This is a genomic window from Glycomyces sp. NPDC047010 (assembly GCF_040644205.1).
GTDB lineage: Bacteria > Actinomycetota > Actinomycetes > Mycobacteriales > Micromonosporaceae > Glycomyces.
The window spans coordinates 300,021-317,626 of sequence record NZ_JBEYVY010000001.1 but is presented as its reverse complement, the minus strand read 5'-3'; the positions used below and the strand labels follow the sequence as shown (position 1 = coordinate 317,626).

Annotated in this window: 17 protein-coding genes; 3 read left to right on the top strand and 14 right to left on the bottom strand. The window is 68.9% G+C overall.

The features are described from left to right. Nucleotides 1-967 precede the first annotated feature (967 nt). The 14 genes from AB0A65_RS01480 to AB0A65_RS01415 all read right to left on the bottom strand — a co-directional run bounded on the left by AB0A65_RS01480 (nt 968) and on the right by AB0A65_RS01415 (nt 13,534). Nucleotides 968-2,542, bottom strand: coding sequence for an N-6 DNA methylase (locus tag AB0A65_RS01480; protein WP_359944450.1), 1,575 nt, complete (start codon nt 2,540-2,542; stop codon nt 968-970). A 114-nt stretch (nt 2,543-2,656) separates the two neighbouring features. Continuing rightward, nucleotides 2,657-3,307, bottom strand: a complete 651-nt coding sequence (locus tag AB0A65_RS01475) for a prepilin peptidase (protein ID WP_359944447.1) — start codon at nt 3,305-3,307, stop codon at nt 2,657-2,659. Beyond that, nucleotides 3,304-6,015, bottom strand: coding sequence for a LysM peptidoglycan-binding domain-containing protein (locus tag AB0A65_RS01470; RefSeq protein WP_359944444.1), 2,712 nt, complete (start codon nt 6,013-6,015; stop codon nt 3,304-3,306). The genes AB0A65_RS01475 and AB0A65_RS01470 overlap by 4 nt, the downstream gene beginning before the upstream one ends. Beyond that, on the bottom strand, nt 6,012-6,506 hold the full coding sequence (locus AB0A65_RS01465; RefSeq protein WP_359944441.1) for a pilus assembly protein TadG-related protein: 495 nt from the start codon (nt 6,504-6,506) through the stop codon (nt 6,012-6,014). Before AB0A65_RS01465 ends, AB0A65_RS01470 begins: the two co-directional genes overlap by 4 nt. Then, complete coding sequence (locus AB0A65_RS01460) at nt 6,506-6,940, bottom strand: TadE family protein (protein WP_359944438.1); 435 nt, start codon at nt 6,938-6,940, stop codon at nt 6,506-6,508. Before AB0A65_RS01460 ends, AB0A65_RS01465 begins: the two co-directional genes overlap by 1 nt. A gap of 2 nt (nt 6,941-6,942) precedes the next feature. Then, on the bottom strand, nt 6,943-7,341 hold the full coding sequence (locus AB0A65_RS01455) for a TadE/TadG family type IV pilus assembly protein (RefSeq protein ID WP_359944435.1): 399 nt from the start codon (nt 7,339-7,341) through the stop codon (nt 6,943-6,945). A gap of 43 nt (nt 7,342-7,384) precedes the next feature. After that, a complete protein-coding gene (locus AB0A65_RS01450; RefSeq protein WP_359944433.1) occupies nt 7,385-7,576 on the bottom strand; it encodes a hypothetical protein in 192 nt (63 codons plus the stop codon). A 39-nt stretch (nt 7,577-7,615) separates the two neighbouring features. After that, nucleotides 7,616-8,464, bottom strand: a complete 849-nt coding sequence (locus AB0A65_RS01445) for a type II secretion system F family protein (RefSeq protein WP_359944430.1) — start codon at nt 8,462-8,464, stop codon at nt 7,616-7,618. After that, complete coding sequence (locus tag AB0A65_RS01440; RefSeq protein ID WP_359945544.1) at nt 8,461-9,318, bottom strand: type II secretion system F family protein; 858 nt, start codon at nt 9,316-9,318, stop codon at nt 8,461-8,463. The genes AB0A65_RS01445 and AB0A65_RS01440 overlap by 4 nt, the downstream gene beginning before the upstream one ends. A gap of 2 nt (nt 9,319-9,320) precedes the next feature. Beyond that, nucleotides 9,321-10,628, bottom strand: a complete 1,308-nt coding sequence (locus AB0A65_RS01435; RefSeq protein WP_359944427.1) for an ATPase, T2SS/T4P/T4SS family — start codon at nt 10,626-10,628, stop codon at nt 9,321-9,323. Next, a complete protein-coding gene (locus tag AB0A65_RS01430) occupies nt 10,625-11,401 on the bottom strand; it encodes a hypothetical protein (RefSeq protein ID WP_359944424.1) in 777 nt (258 codons plus the stop codon). The genes AB0A65_RS01435 and AB0A65_RS01430 overlap by 4 nt, the downstream gene beginning before the upstream one ends. Before the next feature lie 2 nt (nt 11,402-11,403). Further along, on the bottom strand, nt 11,404-12,039 hold the full coding sequence (locus AB0A65_RS01425; RefSeq protein WP_359944421.1) for an SAF domain-containing protein: 636 nt from the start codon (nt 12,037-12,039) through the stop codon (nt 11,404-11,406). Between the two features lie 20 nt (nt 12,040-12,059). Next, nucleotides 12,060-12,953 (bottom strand): hypothetical protein, encoded by an 894-nt coding sequence (locus AB0A65_RS01420; RefSeq protein ID WP_359944418.1) that lies wholly within the window; start codon nt 12,951-12,953, stop codon nt 12,060-12,062. Continuing rightward, nucleotides 12,941-13,534 carry a hypothetical protein gene (locus tag AB0A65_RS01415; protein WP_359944415.1) on the bottom strand — a complete coding sequence of 198 codons (594 nt, stop codon included), beginning with the start codon at nt 13,532-13,534 and terminating at the stop codon, nt 12,941-12,943. The genes AB0A65_RS01420 and AB0A65_RS01415 overlap by 13 nt, the downstream gene beginning before the upstream one ends. 160 nt (nt 13,535-13,694) lie before the next feature. Between AB0A65_RS01415 and AB0A65_RS01410 the strand changes: the two genes are divergently transcribed. From AB0A65_RS01410 to fxlM, 3 genes are all read left to right on the top strand, one after another. After that, nucleotides 13,695-14,693, top strand: coding sequence for an IclR family transcriptional regulator C-terminal domain-containing protein (locus AB0A65_RS01410; RefSeq protein ID WP_359944412.1), 999 nt, complete (start codon nt 13,695-13,697; stop codon nt 14,691-14,693). Nucleotides 14,694-14,829: 136 nt separating this feature from the next. Further along, on the top strand, nt 14,830-15,591 hold the full coding sequence (locus tag AB0A65_RS01405) for a hypothetical protein (RefSeq protein WP_359944409.1): 762 nt from the start codon (nt 14,830-14,832) through the stop codon (nt 15,589-15,591). Nucleotides 15,592-16,240: 649 nt separating this feature from the next. Beyond that, nucleotides 16,241-17,485 (top strand): methyltransferase, FxLD system, encoded by a 1,245-nt coding sequence (gene fxlM, locus AB0A65_RS01400; protein WP_359944406.1) that lies wholly within the window; start codon nt 16,241-16,243, stop codon nt 17,483-17,485. Nucleotides 17,486-17,606: the final 121 nt, after the last annotated feature.

The following is a 17,606-nucleotide window of genomic DNA, read 5'->3' as shown; positions in this document are numbered from 1 at the left end:
GGTGTTTCCCCAGGCTGAAACGAAGTATGGGTCGAAACGTTCATCGACAACTCGGACCCGGAAGACATGGTTCTGGTGGATGCAGTCGAGAATTTGGTCTTCCCAAACATGGCCCCTACCAAGCTTGTCCTTGTCTCCGCCTTCCGTCATGAGGATGTCCCCTGACCGCAATCGAAGCTTGGCCGCTTTTGTCCGGGTGGTCTGGATCAACGTCACCTCGGCAAGACTCAGGTGATGGCGATGAACATTTGCCACCCGTAGATACGGCACCTCGACTAGGTCAGGCTGCTCAAGGTCCTTCTTGTTTTTCGTGAGACCACCCGATATGTCGCAGAACGACTCCAGCGGCACCGTCCCTTCACTAGCAAGCGTGGCCTCCATCTCCCGTCCCAGCGCCCACCAAAGCTCATCAAGTAGATCCGCCTCTGCATCGAGGGCAACGATCTGGTCGTCGACCGCGTTGATGATCTCGACGATGCGCTTCTGCATCGAAAGGGGCGGCATGTCTATGACGATGCTGAGGAAGTCGGCGGGCTTTACCCGCTCTCGCCTACCGCCCATCCCTTTAGAGGCACCTTGAAGGGCGTCCCACATGAGTTGCGTCGTAGTGAGAATGCGAAAGAAGTCGGGGTCCGCGTCGGGCGTGAAGGAGAAGGTTGGAAACTCTTGCGAAGCGAACGATTCTGGCAGGCTATCGGGGGTGACGGTTATCGCGCCCTCGAATGCCTTGAGGCGACTGTAAACAAGCATGCCAGGGGAGATCCGGTTCAGCTTCTTATAGGAAGTTGAGCTCCCCGCCACGGGATCACGGTAGAGCAGGCCTCGGCCCCTGTTCAGAACGCCCACCGTTGGGTACGCCATTTGCGGCTCCACGTCCACGGCTTCAATATGCAGCTTAAGGAACTGTGAAAGAGGAGCCCGAACCCAATCATGTTGCTTCTGGGTGACTAGGTCAGTTCCCTTCAGGTCACTCATCGAAGCCCTCGATCCCAGCCGCCGTAAGCACGTCAAGCATGCGCTGCTCAGATTTCTGCCGTTGGGCGCGGGCGATGTTGTAGGCCTCGATGAGAGTACCGAGATCCTTCTGCTCGGCGGCGGCTTGCTTGATGTATCGCCCGATGTTGAGGTCGTAGTCATTGGCCGCGATTTCGGTGCTGGGGACGAATCGCGCCACAAGCGCGCTCTCACCGATCGGTTCTACCGGGCTGCCGTCAGTGTCGTATTTCCACTGGTAAGCCGCTACGATACTGGCAACATCGGCCTCAGCCAGTACGTTGCGAGTCTTATCTTTGGCGAATCGCTTGGACGCATCGATGAACAGCACGCCGTCCTTGCGTTTCTCATCCTTGGTGCCGCGGGCGCGGAACACGAGGATGCAGGTAGGAATAGGAGTCGCGTAGAAGAGGTTCGCGGGAAGCCCGATCACGGCTTCCAAGAGGTCGTCGTCCAGGACACGTTGGCGGATTGCGGCTTCTTGTCCTCCACGGAAAAGGACCCCGTGAGGCAGGACGACACCAGCGCGTCCGCTCGTTGGGCCCATGCTGGCGATCATGTGCTGGACGAACGCCCAGTCGGCCGCCGACTGCGGAGCAACACCGCCGATGGCGCGCGGGTCGCCTTTCCAAGGCTTCCACTTCATCCCATAAGGCGGGTTGGCGAGGATTACATCGAACTGCTCGATGGACCCGTCCGACTTCTTGAAGCGGGGGTCTTTGAGAGTGTCGCCGACTTCGATCTTGAACTGGGTGAGGTTGTGCATGAAGAGGTTCATGCGTGCCACGCTTGCAGTGTCGGCAACGGCTTCCTGTCCGTGCAGGCTGAGAGTGTAGCCGCGGCCGCCGTGGGCCTTCAGAAGGTTTGCGGAAGCGATGAGCATGCCGCCCGACCCGCAGGTGGGATCGTATACGGACTCGTAGCTCTTGGGGTCGAGCACTTCGACGATGAGTTCGACGACTTCGCGCGGGGTGAAGAACTGGCCGGCGCGGGTGCCGGAGCCGTCAGAGAAGCGTTTCAGTAGATACTCGTATGCGCCGCCGAGCACGTCGTGCGACATGTTGCCTTCGTGCATTTTCGGCACGCGGTCCATCGTCTGCATGGCCGCCGCCAGCACTTCCCCGGGGAGCACCTCTTCGGCGGTCCAGGTCATGGACCCGAATAGGCGGGAGAACTTGTCAGGATTGGCGGTCTCGATGGCCTGCAAGGAGGCGCGGACGCGTTCACCGAGCTTGGGTTGTGTGATGGTGGCGAGGATCGACGACCAGGAAGCGCGGCGTGACTGGACCGTACCTGGGTCGAGGAGTGGGATCTCGAACGACTGGTAGTCGCGGTACTCGATCTCATGGGCCTCCTCGGCGGAGAGGCCCTCCAGCCCTTGGTTCTCGTCCAGGAACTGCTGGTGGTTGTGCTCCCAGGTGTCCGACAGGTATTTCCAGAACATCAGCGGGAAGACGACCGAGGAATACTGCGCTTCGGGCATCGCCACGCGCAGCTCGTCGGCGGCGTCCCACAACCGGTTCTCGATCTCCTGCTGCGTCACTGTCATCAGTCGGATGTCCTCGCTCGTCGCTCGTCAATGGGAGGCGGCTCGATGGCCTTGGTGTTCCTACTGGTCGCCCGATTTCAGGCGTTCCCCGCATGTACATACTAGGTTCGACGGTCAGGGCGTCATCGTGAGCAGGGTGGTCAGCCACCAGCCCGCCAGGAGCGAGGGGCCAGCCGGGATCAGGTCGCCTCGCGTGTGGTGGCGGAGCTTGTGGGTGGCGGCGACTGCGGCTGCGATGAGCAGGGCAATCAGGATGCCGAGCCAAGCGAGGGCCCAGCTGTACCAGCCCAGGTAGAGGGCGATGACGGCGATGAGAGCGACGTCGCCGAGCCCGATCCTTCCACCGGCGACGTACCACCACATCAGCGTGAGTAGGCCGATGGCGCTGGCCGCGCCGAGGGCCGACCGGGCTTGCGCCCATGTGCCGTTGACGAGGGCATCGGCACTGAACGCGCAGACCGCCGCCGCGGCGAGGAGCCCGGAGAGGGCGAGTGGGAGGCGCATGGCGCGGATGTCGATGAACGCCAGAGCGGGGGCGGTGGCGGCGGCGAGGACCAGCGCGACCGACGCCGGCCTGGCGGGGGCGACGAGGGCCGCCGTGGCTCCCGCAGCACCGCCGAGGAGCGCGATCGCCACGCTCGTGTACCAGCGCTGGGGGCCGGTGAGATCGGGCGCGAAGCGTCCGGCATGGGCGGGCTCGAGTCTCAGCGCGTACTGCCCGAGCATCGCGGCAAGAGCGACGCTGCACACGGCGGCGGCGATCACGAGGGGTCCGCTTCAGATGCGAGAGCTTGAGCGCGGGAGCGAAAGTGTTCGGCGCGTGCCGCGTCACCGGTCTCAGCGTGGTGGTCAGCGAGTTTCCGCAGGGCCCGGGCGGCTGCGGCGCGGTACTGGGTGCGGAGCTCTTCTATTTGCGAGGTGTGGAGGTCTGGAGCGAGGTCGCCGATGTAGAGGCGGGCCGCTTCCTCGAGGTGCGCGGCGGCCTCGGCCGGGTCGGAGGCGAGTGCGGCGGATTGTTCGGCGGCGTCGAACGCGTCACGGTCGGTGACGAAGGCGCCGGGCTCGAGTTCGTAGCGGTCGGTGGCCTTGTCCCAGTGGTAGACGGACGTATCGGTTCCGGTCGCCTCTTGGAGGTTCCCCCGGAGGGAGGAGCCGATGGTGTTGAGGTTGGTTCGGGCCTTGACGGGGTCGTCGTAGCCGGGCAGGACCGCGTTCATCAACTCAGCGCGGCTGAGTGGCCCTTCGGCGAGCGCGAGGGCGGCCAAGAACGCCTTGGCGCGCTTGCCCTTCTTAAAAACGACCGGCCGGTCGCCGACGTAGAGTTCGGGCGTCCCGAACAAGCACAGGTAGGGGGCCGATTGCGGCGGAGCGGTGTCGGCGGCTGGAGTCGGTGCATCGTGGGCTTCGCCAGTGGTCTCGTCGATCGTTCCGGGCTTCTGCGTCTTGTCCCCAGGAGATGGTTCGGGGGCGGGTCCGTCGGCTGGCGCTTCGATCGGGTCAGGCTCCGAGGCGGAGGCTCGGTCGTCGTCCTGCAGTGCTGTCAGGAGTGCTGTGGCGGTGTCGCGGTCGGCGATGTGGAGCATGCCGAGGTTGTCGGGGAGTCCGGTGGTGTCTTCGACGGTGCCGTCGCCGGCGACGCGGACGGTGGCTGGTGCCCAGTCGCCGAGGATGATCGCCCCGTGCCCGTCGGCGCCGAGGAAACGGTCCATTCCCGGCCGGGTGGTCGCGTCGATCTCGGTGTCGGCGCACACCACCACGGTCTCGCTTCCGGGCTCGGTGACGGTCGCTTCGACGAGGTCGGCGACCATTCGCACCTGCCAGGGCACCTGCTCGGCGTCGAGGTCGAGGCGCAGGTTTGCGGACTCGGTGAGGCGCACCTGGACCCCGGCGGTGGCGGCCGCGACGATAGCGGCGCGCACGACCCCGTGTTGACCGGGACCGAGCAAGCCGATGCCGGCCTCGGTCAAGTGGCGCAGGTCGACCGGAGCGCGGTCGGCACCGACGGCAACGGGTACTGGTTTAGGACCCGGTTCATAGTCTGCGGGTGTGGTGAGTTTGCGGTTCTCGGCCTCGATGACGGCTTCCAGGTCCGACAATCTTCCGGTCATCGGCTCATCCGTACTCGCCGACTCGGCGTCGCGGAGGTTGGTGCTGCGCTTGCGGCGCAGGTGTGCCGCAAGGGCGGCGACGGTCGCGGCGGCCAGGCAGGTGCCGCCGGTCAGCCAGATCCCGAACGGAACCGCGTCGAACAGCGTATTCGAGGAGGACGGGTCGTCGTCGACTGCCGAGGCATCGTCGGCACTTCGGCCGGATTCGGGTCCGGTCGGTTCGCCGGACGTCTCCGGCGTGGGCGCGCCGGGGTCCCCTGATGGCGGCGGCGGCGGCGTGTCGGGGACGGGGCCGTCGTCGCCTTCGGCCGGACCGTCCGCAGGGTTGGGCTCGGGCACCGCTTCGGCCGGTGGGTCGGTGTCGGTGGCCGGTGCGGTCGGGATGAGGAGGTCCCAGCCGTTGACGATGACATCAGGGTCGGTGAGGGTACGGCCGTCGGCGAAGACGCGTCCCTCATTGGCGTCGACGATCTCGCCGTAGCGGGTGCCGTCGCCGAGGTACTGCTCGGCGTAGCCCCAGAGGTGTTCGCCGTCTTCGACGATCTCGTGCACGAACCCGTCCTCGTCCGTCTCCTCCGCCGAATCGGTGTGGTCGGGGATGATCAGTTGCCATCCCGGGTGGATCTGGCCAGGGTCGGTATAGGTTCGTCCATCGGGCTGGACGGTGCTCTGGTTGGCTTCCCAGATCGCACGCCACTTCGCTCCGTCGCCGTAATAGTGCTCGGCGAGGCCCCACGGGTTCTCACCCCGCTTTACGGTGTGGACGGTCGCCTCCGGTTCATCGGCAGGGTCTGCGACGGCTTCCGCTGCGGCGGCATGGTCGCCGGCAACCGAGGCCGTGACGGTGGCGGCATTGTTGGGGTTCTCCCAGACGAGCGGCCTGGCGGTCGTCGCCGGTGTCGGTGCGGCTTCGGTGTCGCCGGTGTCGAGGCTGGTGGCCGCGGGGACGGCCGGGGACGCGGCGCTGGCCCATGAGGTCGGGATCGCGGCGGCGACTGCGCCGATCAGTGCTCCTGCGAGCCACCGGGCCGGACTCGCAGAGTCCCGGAGCGTCTGGGGGCTCAGACCCCAGCGCAGGGCGTGGATGATCTGGCCGATGAGCACGACCGTCATCCAGGCCCACACCGCCCAGCCTGCCAGGCCCAGGAGTTTCCACGCCAGGTCGGCTTCGTGGAGGTGCCAGTAGGTGATCTCGTCGCCGGTGGGCAGGGTCGGCGGCCAGCCGAACGCTGCGGTCAGCACGATCGGGACGCCGACCAACAGTGCGGCGAGGCCGAGCCCGGCGGCGGTGCCCCACAGCGCCCTGGCGGCCAGCGAGGCGGCATTAGTGGGCACGCGGTCTTGTTGCACGGCAGTGCGAGTCATGGCCCGCTCCCTTCGGTGAACGGTGCGACCACCGGCGCGGCGAGGTCGGTGCCCTGCTCGGGGCTGGCCGTCGCGGAAGCGGTGACTGGGATCGACCCGATCCCCACAGCGGTCAGGATCTGGGTGGGGTGGGTGGCCTCGACGGTGACGGTGACCTCGGCGACAGTGGCCGTTGCGGTACCGGTCAGACCGGTGGCGGCGAGCCAGGCGCCGGCGGCGGCCTGGGCGGCGGCGGGGTCGAGCCGGATGATGTTGGTGTCGCGCAGGAAGTCGAGGTCGAGCTCGGCGGCACCGGCGCGGGCAGCTTCGGCTGCGGCGGTTTGAGCGCGCGCCTTGGCCGCTGCCGCGCCGCCGGCATCGACGACCAGGCCGAGGACGGCGATGAGGGCGGCGAACATGACCAGCACGAGCGCGGTTGCGTATCCTGCGTCGCGCCGGCGGCGAGGATCGAGATCGCCCTCGGTGAGCAGCGGGAGCGGCCCGGTGTCCATCACGGTTCACCTCGCCAGGCGTCGACGGGGGAGGACGCGATCGAGGTGACCTCGTAGGAGGACCAGATGGGTGAATCGACGGTGATCGTGCACGACAGGGTCGCGGTGACTGTCCCTCCGGGTTCGAGGTCGCCGGCCAGGCTCACGGACGCCTCCCCGCAGCGGTCGCCCATGCTGACCTCGGCTGCCGCCTCGGCCGCCGCAGAGGCGGCGCCCATGGTGTGTTCGAGGCTGGCGGCGCGGGCGGCGGCGTGCGCGGCCCCGTCGGTGTCGATGCGGCCTTGGACGATCTGGCCGGCGGCGACGATGAGCAGTGCCAAGGCGACCAGGATTGGGGCCATGAGCACCAGTTCGACCGCAGCCGATCCCGCGTCGGGCCGCCGCCGCGCCGCGAGGCCAGGAGGCGGTGTGATCAACGGATCCGCGTCGCGCATGGTCAGTCGCCGGTTCCCGAGGGGATGAACCGCTCGACCGGCCCGGTCGCCGATGCCTCGACGTCCCAGTCCAGGCCGGGGATCGGCACGATCGAAGGCGCGTGCCCGGTGACGGTGACCGTGACGGTCTCGGCGCCGCGGTCGACCTCGACGGCGACGCCATCGAGTGCCCCGCCGGCGTTGACGCCGAGGGTGTCAGCGCCCGCGGCTGAACCGGACCCGGCCGAGCCCTCCTCGGCGCGCGCGGCGGCAAGGGCCGTCTGCGCGGCGGCAGCGGCGACGTGGTGCGCGTGCGCCCAGATGCCGACCTGGATGACCAACAGCAGCATGAGCAAGAGCACGGGCGCGGCGATCACTGACTCGACGACGCCGGCCCCGCGATCGCGATCGCGAGTGCCCAAGAGCGGGAGTGAGTTGCGTGATGTGGTGTCCATGGCCGATCACCTAGAACGCGATCCCGCTGGCCTTGGCGACGACGGCCGCGGCGATGAGTCCGGCGGCCGTGATCGCGGCACCGACAATGATGGCCATCCAGGAGACTTCGTCGGACATCCCGCCCCTGCCGCCGTCCTCGCGGACGGCCTCTCGCAGGTGCCAGGTCTGACAGCGGACCCAGTCGAGATAAGCGATGTACATGATTCCCCCGATGATTGATTCCAATGGTTGCGGTGTGGTTCAGAGTCCTGTCAGGACGGCGGTGATCGACGGGTAGCCGATGAGCAGCAGAAAGCTGGAGGCGAGGGCGACGATGGGCAGGCTCATCCGCTCGGTGGCGACGTTCGCCTTCGTCTCGAGCTCGGCCAGGCGTGCCAGCCGCAGGGCCCGGGCACGGTCGGCGACGGACTTGCCGATGCGCGCCCCGGACTCACCGGCGAGACCGGCGGTCGCACCGAGCTGCTCGAACGCGGCGACGCCGATGCGCTCGCCGAGGTCGGCCAGAGCGTCCCACGGGGTCTGGCCGAGGACGGCTGCCCGGTCGAGGGCGGCGCGGATCGCCTCGAAAGCCGGGCCGTGGCCTGCTGCGGCGGCTTTGCGCAGCGCCGACTCGATCCCGGCGCCGGCGGACAGGCGCATCGCGGCCAGCCCGAGATAGGCGGCCAGCGCCCGCCGGTACTCATCCCGCGCTTCAGTGGCGGCGACGCGCACCTGCGCGGTGGTGAACTGGTAAGTGACGAGGGAAGCGAACACCGACAGGGCGAGCGGTACGGCCAGCCCGGTCCCGATTCCGGACAGCGCCAGGAGACCGGCGAGGAGCAGCGGCGCGGCGGCTGCGGTAGAGACGGCTCTGACCAGGCGGCGCCGGTAGGCGGCAGGGGTCTGGCCGATCGCGGCCAGGTCGTGGCGCACCCGCTCCGACGGGAACCCCGCACGCTCGGCACCCTCCGCAAGGCTTGTCGGGGCGGTGCCGGTGAGAGCCTGAAGCGCTGCGGCCGGCGCGGGCCGGGCAGGGCGCAGCACGAAGACGGCTGCGGTGACGGCGGTGCCGAAGATGCCGCCCAGGATGATCGGGATGAGCGCGTTCATACCCGGGCTCCTTCCAGGTTCGATTCCGCGGCTGGGCGCAGCAGGCTCGGCGGTTCGGGCTCGGCGGCGAGCCGGTACAGCGACCACAGCCCGAGCGCGCCGAGGCCGAACACGAACGCGAGCACGACCTGCCCGGCCAGGCCGTCGTAGGGCTCGAGGTAGGAGCCGCCGAAGGCGATCAGCAGCGCGGCCATGGCGACGATGACGATCGTGATCACGCGGGCGGCGGTGTGGATGCGAGCGCGGGCGGCGCGAATGCGCATCCGCCGTCCCGCTTCCTCCCGGGCCTCCTCGGCCAGGCGGGTGAGCACCGCGGCCAGGTTGCCCGCGCTCGAGGACGCCTCGAGGAGCGCGATGACGGCGTCGTCGATGGTCGGGTCGTCGGCTGCGGCGGCGAAGTCGAGCAGCGCGGCCCTGAGCGGGGTCCCGGCGCGCAGTGCGGTTGCGAGCGCTTCGATCTCTGTCCGCAGGCCCGGGGGGACGCGGCGGGCCGAGGCGACGATGGTCGCTTCCAGTCCGGCGGCGGCAATGAGGTTGTCGCGCAGCGACTCGACCCACGCGGCGGCGGCATCGATACGGGCCATGGCCGTCTCGAACTCCCTGGCCCCACCGAAGATCCTGGGCGCGAACCAGGCGAGGAGACCCGCGGCTGCTGCCGCGACCGGCCAGCGGGTGGCCGCGAACACCCCTGCGGCGGCTAGGACCGCCAATGCCAGGCGCAACACCGGAACTCGCGCGGACCCGGGCGCGGTTGCGGTATCGGTAGCCGGCTGTGGTGGGCGGGCCGCGAGCACCGCACCGGTGACGGCGAGCCCGAACGCTCCGCCAAGCACCGCGGCAAAGGGCCAATCCATGGTCACCACCCCGCCAGTTCGGGCTGGGTCCAGCCGTGCTCGGCGAGCCGCTCGGCCCGCTCGGCGCTGGGCATGGTCCGAAACAGCGCCCGGCCCTCGCTGGTGGGTTCCCACAGTTCGTTGCTGGCGACCTGGATGCCGTCAGCGCCGCGGACTTCGCGGATCGAGGCGATGTACCGGCCGCGGGCTTTGGTGTGGCGGATCTGGACGACGAAGTCCAGGCCCTCGGCGATCTTCTCAGCCGCCGCCTCCGGGTCGAGCCCGCCGTCGCGCGCGAAGCTTTTGATTTTGGAGAACACGCCTTGGCTGGAGGAAGTGTGCATGGTGCACAGACTCCCGTCGGTGCCGGTCGACATCGCCTCGAGCATGACCCGGACCTCGCCGCCGCGAACTTCGCCGACGATGATCCGGTCCGGGCTCATGCGCAGCGCCTCCCTAAATAGGCGGGACGCGCTGATTTCGCCGGCGCCTTCGATGTTGGCTTCCCGCGTCTCGAAGGAGACGACTTGGTCGTGCCGGGAGTCGCGGTGGAGGCCCAGTTCGCGGGCGTCCTCGATGGTGATGAGCCGCTCCTCGGGCGGCAGTAGACCGGCGAGCGCGCCGAGCAGGGTGGTCTTGCCCGAGCGGAACGGCCCGGAGATGATCATGTTGAACCGCGCCGCCACTGCTGATCGGAAGAACGCGGCGATATCGGTGTCGAACATGCCGGTGGCCTGGAGGTCGTCGACGCTGGCCTCGACCATGCGGTGGCGTCGGATCGAGAGGGTGATGCGATCGGAAACGCCCATGGTCGCGTGCAGGCGCGAGCCGTCGGGCAGCTGGGCGTTCACCATCGGGTTGGCCGCGTCGAAGCGCCGCTCAGTGTCGGCCCCGCCTGCCGAGACGATGCCGCGGACCAGCTCCTCGAGTTCGGCATCCGACCCGGCGATCGGTGTGGAGCGCTCCCTGACATCACCGGCGCGGACGATGTGGACGTTGTCGTATCCGATGCACCAGATGTCCTCGATCGATTCGTCGGCGAGGAGGGGTGCGAGGGCCCCCAGGCCCGACAGGCGGGCTTCGACTGCCCTGCGCAGGAGCCGCTGCCCGGCAGCGTCGACGGGGGCCGATCCGGCGCGCAGCAGCTCTTGGCTGTGCTCGGCGACCGCCCGCTCCGCCGCGGCCGCGATCGCCGCGGGCCGCTCGGCGGCACCGGGGGCCTCTCCTTCGGCCAGGATCCCCCTGGCGGCGACGCACAAGCGCTCCACGACAGCGGCTTCGCCAGCCATGACCCTGACTCCCGTGGGGAGTTGCGTCGTCGAGGTGGTCATGGCCGGTCCTCCGTACTGGTCGGTGCGGCTTCGATGGACAAGGGAGGTTGGGCGATGGCGCGGTTGCGAACAGCGGCGGCGAGGCCGTGCCAGGCGCCCAGCGCCCGCCGTCCCCGCCATCCGATCGGGTCCGGGCCGATCGGCCGGGACGGGCCAACGGGCCCCGCCACAGGGGCCGCCAATCCCGCCGCGCGCAGCAGGTCGCTCGCCTGGTCCGGCCGATAAGCACCGGGCGTCAGCGCCACGGCGAACCGACCCCGGGCCCGGCACACGAGCGTCTCGAATCGGGCGCGCAGATGCGCCAGGCCCTCCAGGTGCGACCGGGCCACCAGGACCGTGCAATCCGCGGCGGCGACCAGCGGCCACGTCGGTGAGTGCTCGTCCAGGCGGCCGAGGTCGGCCACGATCCACCCGTCCGCATCATGCAGCGCCTTCGACCCGGGCGCGGTCAGGACCGCCAGCGCTGGCGCTACCTCGGCCCCGCCGAGAGACGCGCATACGACTGCCACGTCTCGGCCAGCGACCGCAATCCGTTGGGCTCCAGCCGTGAGGACGGCGGGGCCGGGCTGGTCGGTCGCTGCAGCCGCTTGGCCGGTTTCGGCCAGGCCCGGGCGCGCCTCAAGGTTCCAGCGGGCCGCGAGGTCGCCGCCGGACGGGTCGCACTCGAGCAGGACGGGCACCACCTCGGAATCCGGCCAGCAGGCGACCAATCCCAGCGCGGTCGTGGTGACGCCCTGTGCTCCGGCCATACTGGCGACGGCGATGAGTCCCATGGTCAGTTCCCCTCCGCCGGCACGGTGGGGGTGCTGATGACGACCATGAGCGAGGCCGGGTCGGCCCCGGCGAGCGCCGGCGCGTCGGCCGCGGTCAGCGACAGCGATACCAAAGCGCCACCACTGCCTTCGGGCACTGCGATGTCGAGTGCGACTGCTCCGGTCTGCCAGGCTGCGCCGGCGGCGTTCACGCCCATCACGGTCACCGGCAGGCCCGCCTCCAGTGCGGTCGGCCATCGTCCATCGGCCAGGAGCACCGTCGCTGTCACCCGTCCGGGCTCCGGCAGCGCCGCCTCGCCCAGCAGCTGCTCGGTGAGCAGCGCGCCTTCGGTGACCGGTACCGCCACGACCTTGCCGACGACCGAGCTGGCGTGGTCGGCATCGATCGCCTCCAGGTCGGCGACATCGGCCGCGGCAACCTCCTGCTCGTCCAGATCGCCGTCGGTGACGATATGGCCGGCCGCCAGGGCCTGGCGGGCCACCAGGACCGTGGTGCGCTCCTCAGCGTTGGTGAAGGCGACCAGGCTGAACACTGCCGCGGAGCCGAGCGCGGCCAGGATGCAGGCGATCAGCGCGACGGTCCGTCTCGGCGGGCGCCGACGCTCTGGCTTACTCTTCGACGTGGTCTTGGCGTTCACGATTCCCCCGTGGATTCCATTCAGCGTTCGACGAGCGCTTGCGACTCGAGGACGGGCCAGGCGGTCTGCCCGGTCGTGGACATATCCGGTTCAGTTCCCGATGCGACTTCACCACCGCCGGCGTCGGTCACGACCCACGTCACCTGCCAGGTGACCGTCGCGGACACCGGCAGCTCCTCCGAACTCGGCCGGGTGTAGGTGTGGGAGCAGTCCGAGGCTGCTTCGGGGTCGGTGCCCCGTTTCCATTCGGTCCCGCGCCCGTCGCACTCGACAGTCGCGCCATCGCCCATGGCCCAGGAGACCGCGACGGGCGTCGCGGTAGCGGTCGCGATAAGACCACCGGCAGCGGCCTGGGCGGTGCGTACGGACCAGGTGGCCTCGCTGACCCACAGCCAGGTCGGTAGCTGCACCAGTTGGACTTCGCCCGGACTCGCCTCGATCCCCGGCTGCAGCAGCACGAGGCGGTCGACCGCACGCTGAGCCAGGACCTCGGGGGAGATCTGCACCTGGCCGTCCGCACCGAGCTCCATCCACTCCGCGGACTGAATAGTCGAACCGGACTCGATCGTGCAGTTCTCAATCACCAGGACCGCAGTGTCGCTCGGGCGCGCGCCGGCCAGCGGATGCGAATCCACGCCATTGATCACCGTTGACGTGCAGTTCTCCAGCGCATCGGTCCCGGTGTCGGAGCCGCCCCCCGCGGGCGGCTCGACACCTCCATCGGTGCCCGGATCGGACCCGCCGTCGCCTCCGCCGCCCGGAATCTCGACACCGATCTCGCAGACGTCTTCATCGTCCGAACACACCGGAGGGGTCACATCGGCAGTGGCGGCCCGGGGCAGTGCCCCGACGCCGATGCAACCGGCGGCGGCCAGCAGGCCCAGGCGGGTCAGGAAGCTTCCTAGGGATCGCATGTCCCGATCTCCTGCACTGTCAACGCGGTGATGATCCAGAATCCGTCGAGTAGCTCGACGCGGCTTTGAACCTCCCGGAATCCGTACTCCTCGTCCTCGACCGGCGCATCGGCAGCATCGAGCACCTCGGTACCGGTCGTATCCAAGCAATCGACGAGGACCACCTGGACCACCTCACCCGTGTCGGTTGCGAGCGTGTCTTTGACGGAAACGTGATGCGCGTACGCACCGGTGGCATGTACTCCCAGGTCGAGCAGACCTTGCTCGGTCAGCTGGGCTTGTTCGAGCGCCTGGTCGGCTGCGATTGCCTCGAATTCGGCGAATTGGCCGTCAGGCGCAGCGGCCGACTCCGCCAGGGTCGTCCAGTAGCGGATGTAGGCCGCTTTCGCGGCCTCTTCGGGATCTTCGATCGCCTCCGGCGGAAGCGCTGTCGTGCTTGAGGGGAGCTCGTCGGAGGGGGCCGCATCCTTATCGGGAGCGGCATCGGTGCAAGCGGCGGCGGCGAGGAGGGCGCTGAGCAGGACTCCGACCCTTGCCGTACCGAGAATGTGATGAGTACCATATGTCTTCACGAGAAACATCGTGCCAGGTGACTCAGTGTGACCACCAGGCCGGAAGCCCGATTTATCCAGCCCGCGATTCCAGCCCTGCTAGAAAAATCCTGACTATTCCGCCTACGAATTCACTTTTGAGTCTCTGTACACCGGATGGCTATTTCATCTGTATCGGGGGGTTCAGGACGTGGATGCATCCGATCATGCGAATTCATCGGTGCAAACTTCCGAGCGGACGCTGCACATCCTCCAGACGGTGCTGGAGAAGCCGGGGCGCACCACCAAGCAACTCAGGCGCGTACTCGCCGACGCCGGCGCAACCATGTCCGATCAGACCTTGCGTAAGCACCTCAAAGCCCTCATAGACGGCGACTGGGTGCTCCTCGACAGATTCGGCCAGCACAACCCCGGTCCTGCGGTTGCCGGCGGCGCGGGACTGATCCAGGGATTCCAGGCGGTGCTGGAATGCCTCCGCCAGTTCCCTGACGGACTGACACCCTCTGAGCTCGCCCATCAGGTCGGCATCGACCTCCACCAGGCCCGAGCTGCAATCGGGATCGGTCTCGCTTTCAACTGCATCGCTGAAGCGGACACGGAAACCGGGCGGTATCGGCTCGACGCGGACGGTCTCATGCTGCCGCCGTGCACCGCTAGCGACGCGGTGCTCAACAGCATCATCGAGGACTACGTGACCGAGTCAGGACACGATGCCGCCCTCGTCCGCATCTCCCGGGAGCACGGACTCGTCCTCTCGCATTTCCGCCCCGCTCCCGGCGGCGACTCCCTCCTCCCGGCAGTCACCCCCGACGCCGCCCACGCCACCTCGGGAGGGCAGGCGGTGCTCTCCCGTCTCGACACCTTCCAACGGCACCGCTACCTGACCAAGCACGGGCTTCGCGCGTTCACGCCGCAGACCCCGACCTCCATCGACGCACTGGAGCAGATCCTGGTCGAGGCTCCCGGCCACCTCTACGTCGCTGAGGGCCAGTTCAACGAGCTCGGCGCCTGCATGGCGATCCTCGTCCACAACGGGCCCCGCACCGACCACCCGGTAGCCCTCACGACCTCCGTCTACCGCGCACAGCTCCACCGAGATCGACAAATTCTCGAGGTGCCCCTGCGGCGCGCGGCAACCGCACTGTTGACCGTCATCGACGGACCGCTCTCCTCACCAGTGCAGCAGTAGCTCGTCAATTGCGGTGGCCTGCGCACGATCGCAGTCTGCGCCGAGAAGTGCCGGTTAAGGCTCCACAGGCGTCGTGGACTCATAATTGAGGCAAGAGCGCGGTGTACGCCCGCGTCATTGCCGGACGGACCCCTGCATGCCCGACCCCAGCCCGATCCCCGCGCAACCGATCGTCCCCGACTTCGTCAACACGCTCCTGCTCGCGCTCGCCGACTTCGGTGTCCCGCTGGTGTTCCTGATCGTCATCGCCACGCTGTTCGCGATCGAGTCCTGGTACGCCAACGGGCGCAGGATCGTCAAGGGCGCCAAAGCTGCCGGCGGGCTGCTCAGCCGGGCCGCGGCACACGCCGCCAGCATGTCCTGGGCGCGAGTGGTCATCGCGAGCGTCTCGACCCTGGGCGGGCTCACCCTCCAGGCCGCGATCCTCGCAGTCAGCTACCTCGGAGGCAGCTACCTCTCCGCACCGTTCGATCCCGACCGCTCCGACGCCCTCCTGGCAGAGATCGAGTCGGATATTTTCGCGCTGTTCCGGGTCGAGACGGTCACCGCGAACTTGAAGCTCGACTGGGTCGCGGGGGTGCACATCGCCATGATCGCGATCGCCCTGATCGCCTCCTACAAGGTCGACGACTCCACCGGGCCGATGCTCCTGGCGTTCCCCTACACGCTCATCGCATTCGGCGGAGGGCTGTGGGTACTGCTCTCGGCCCTGCTCGACCTCGTGGTCAACACCATCCAATTGGACTTCACCGGCCCCGAGAGCTGGCCGGCGATGCGCGACGGCAGCGGCGGCGTGATCGCCGCGAGCCTGTTCGGCCTCGCCTACATGTCCATCCTTGGCTACGCCCTCCACAGCTCCATCACCATCCGGCGACACTGGAAAGGCGTAACGAACTGAACCTTCACCGGGCGCACTCCACTGCCGCCCGAGTGGGGTTCGCGAGTGTGGAGTGCGGCCGGGGTTGCCGTACTTGATCCCCACCGGAACCATGGAACTCCCCGGCCGCACCGGCAGTTTACCGAGCCGCACGATCCTGTAACGGAAGCGACGCGGCGGGCACGGCCGTGTCTGTCAGAGGCGTGCCCGGCCCGGCCATGGTCAACGCGGCAGTGCTGTCTATGCGCGGGGCCGCCCGTCCTTGATACCCGGGAGCCCCAGGGAAGGCGTCAACCGGTCATGTTGGCGGGTAGTAGAACTGTTCGCGGGCGGTGACGGCGGCGCGCAGGAGTCGGCGTCCGGTCGGCGAGGTGTCCCTGCCGCGCAGAGTCGCGGTGGTGCAGGGCCGAGGTCAGCGTCAGCCGCGGCCAGGGGGTCCAGGTCAGTGGTGGCGCTGGCGGGCAGGGGGTCGGCTCCACAAGGCCAGGGCTTCGCGGGCCCCGTCCCGGGAGGGGTCGGGGGCCGGTTCCTCGCTCATGATCGACTAACGAGTCCGGTCGCGGACATGACACGGCCTCGGACTGTCCGTGTCGCTCGGGCCGGGCGCGGGGTATCGGCGGCCATCCCGGGGAGGTGTGGAGCGTCGCAGGGGTATGCGATGGTGTCGGGCGTGAGTGGACACGAGATGACCGCGGCCGTGCTGCGCGCGGCGATGTGCAACCAGATCGAGCGCGACTTCCCGCACCTGAGCGCCCCGACCCTGCGCGTGGTGCGCCAGGTGCCCCGGCATGTCTTCGTGCCCGACGTCGACGCCACGACCGCCTACATCGATGACGCGGTCGTCACCCGCCGCGACAAGGCAGGCCGGGCGCTGTCGTCGATCTCCCAGCCCTCCATGGTCGCGCTCATGCTCGACCTCCTCGACCTGCGCCCCGGTCACCGGGTCCTGGAGATCGGGGCCGGGACCGGCTACGCCGCGGCCCTCATCGCGGAACTCGTCGGCCCCACCGGGCAGGTCACCACCATCGACATCGACCCGGCCGTCACCGACGAGGCGGCCCGCAACCTCGACGCCGCCGGGTACAGCCGCGTCGCCGTCACCTGCGCCGACGGCGCGCTCGGCGATGCGGCCGGTGCACCGTGGGATCGCATCCTGGTCTCGGTCGGCGCGTGGGAGCCCGCTCCTGAATGGGCGCATCAGCTCGCTCCCGGCGGGCGCCTGGTGATGCCCCTGGACCTGGGCCTGGTGCAGCGGATCGTCGCCTTCGAGCGTGCCGGGCACGGACTGCGCTCCACCCGAGTCCTTGCCGGGGGTTTCCTCGCCCAGCGGGGCCGTGACGCCGTCCCCAACACCACCAGCGCCCTGGGCGAGGCGGTCGCCATCGACACCGCTTCGGGGGCCGGACACGACCCGGGCGGAGTGCTGGCGGTGCTGGAGTCGGCGCCGGTGGGCGTGTGGACTGGGGTGCATCTGCCGCCGCCGGGCCAGTACGACCGGCTCATCGTCTACCTCGCCCTGCACCACCAACACCACCTGGCCGCCCTCACCGGGCCGCGCACCTTCCTGCCCGCAGCGTTGCGGGCCTGGGGCCGCATCTACGCCACCGTGCGCGAGGGCACGATCGCGCACCTCGTGTTCCGTCCCTCGACCGGGACCGGCCTCGATGGTCACCATGAGGTCGGCGTTCTCGCCTACGGCGCGAACGCTGCCGATGCGGCCGCGGCGCTGGCCGAGGACGTGCGCGAGTGGGAACTGGTGCGCGATCTCGACCCCGTCTTCGAGGTCGTCTTCCGGGCCGGGACCGCAGTGCCGCAGCCTGAGTCGGGGGTGGTGCTGGAGAAACGGCACTCGCACATCCGGGCGTCGTGGCCCGGCACGCCCGGTGCGCAGGTTCGTGGAGCAGGGGCGGCGTGAGGTCGCGACCGAGGCGACCGGCGACCGGTGTGTGGGTGCGGCGGGGGTGCCCGGCAAACCTGCTGACTCGCTCACGTACGAGGGCGGTCGGCCACGGTCAAGTGGCGCGCCCAGGGCTGGC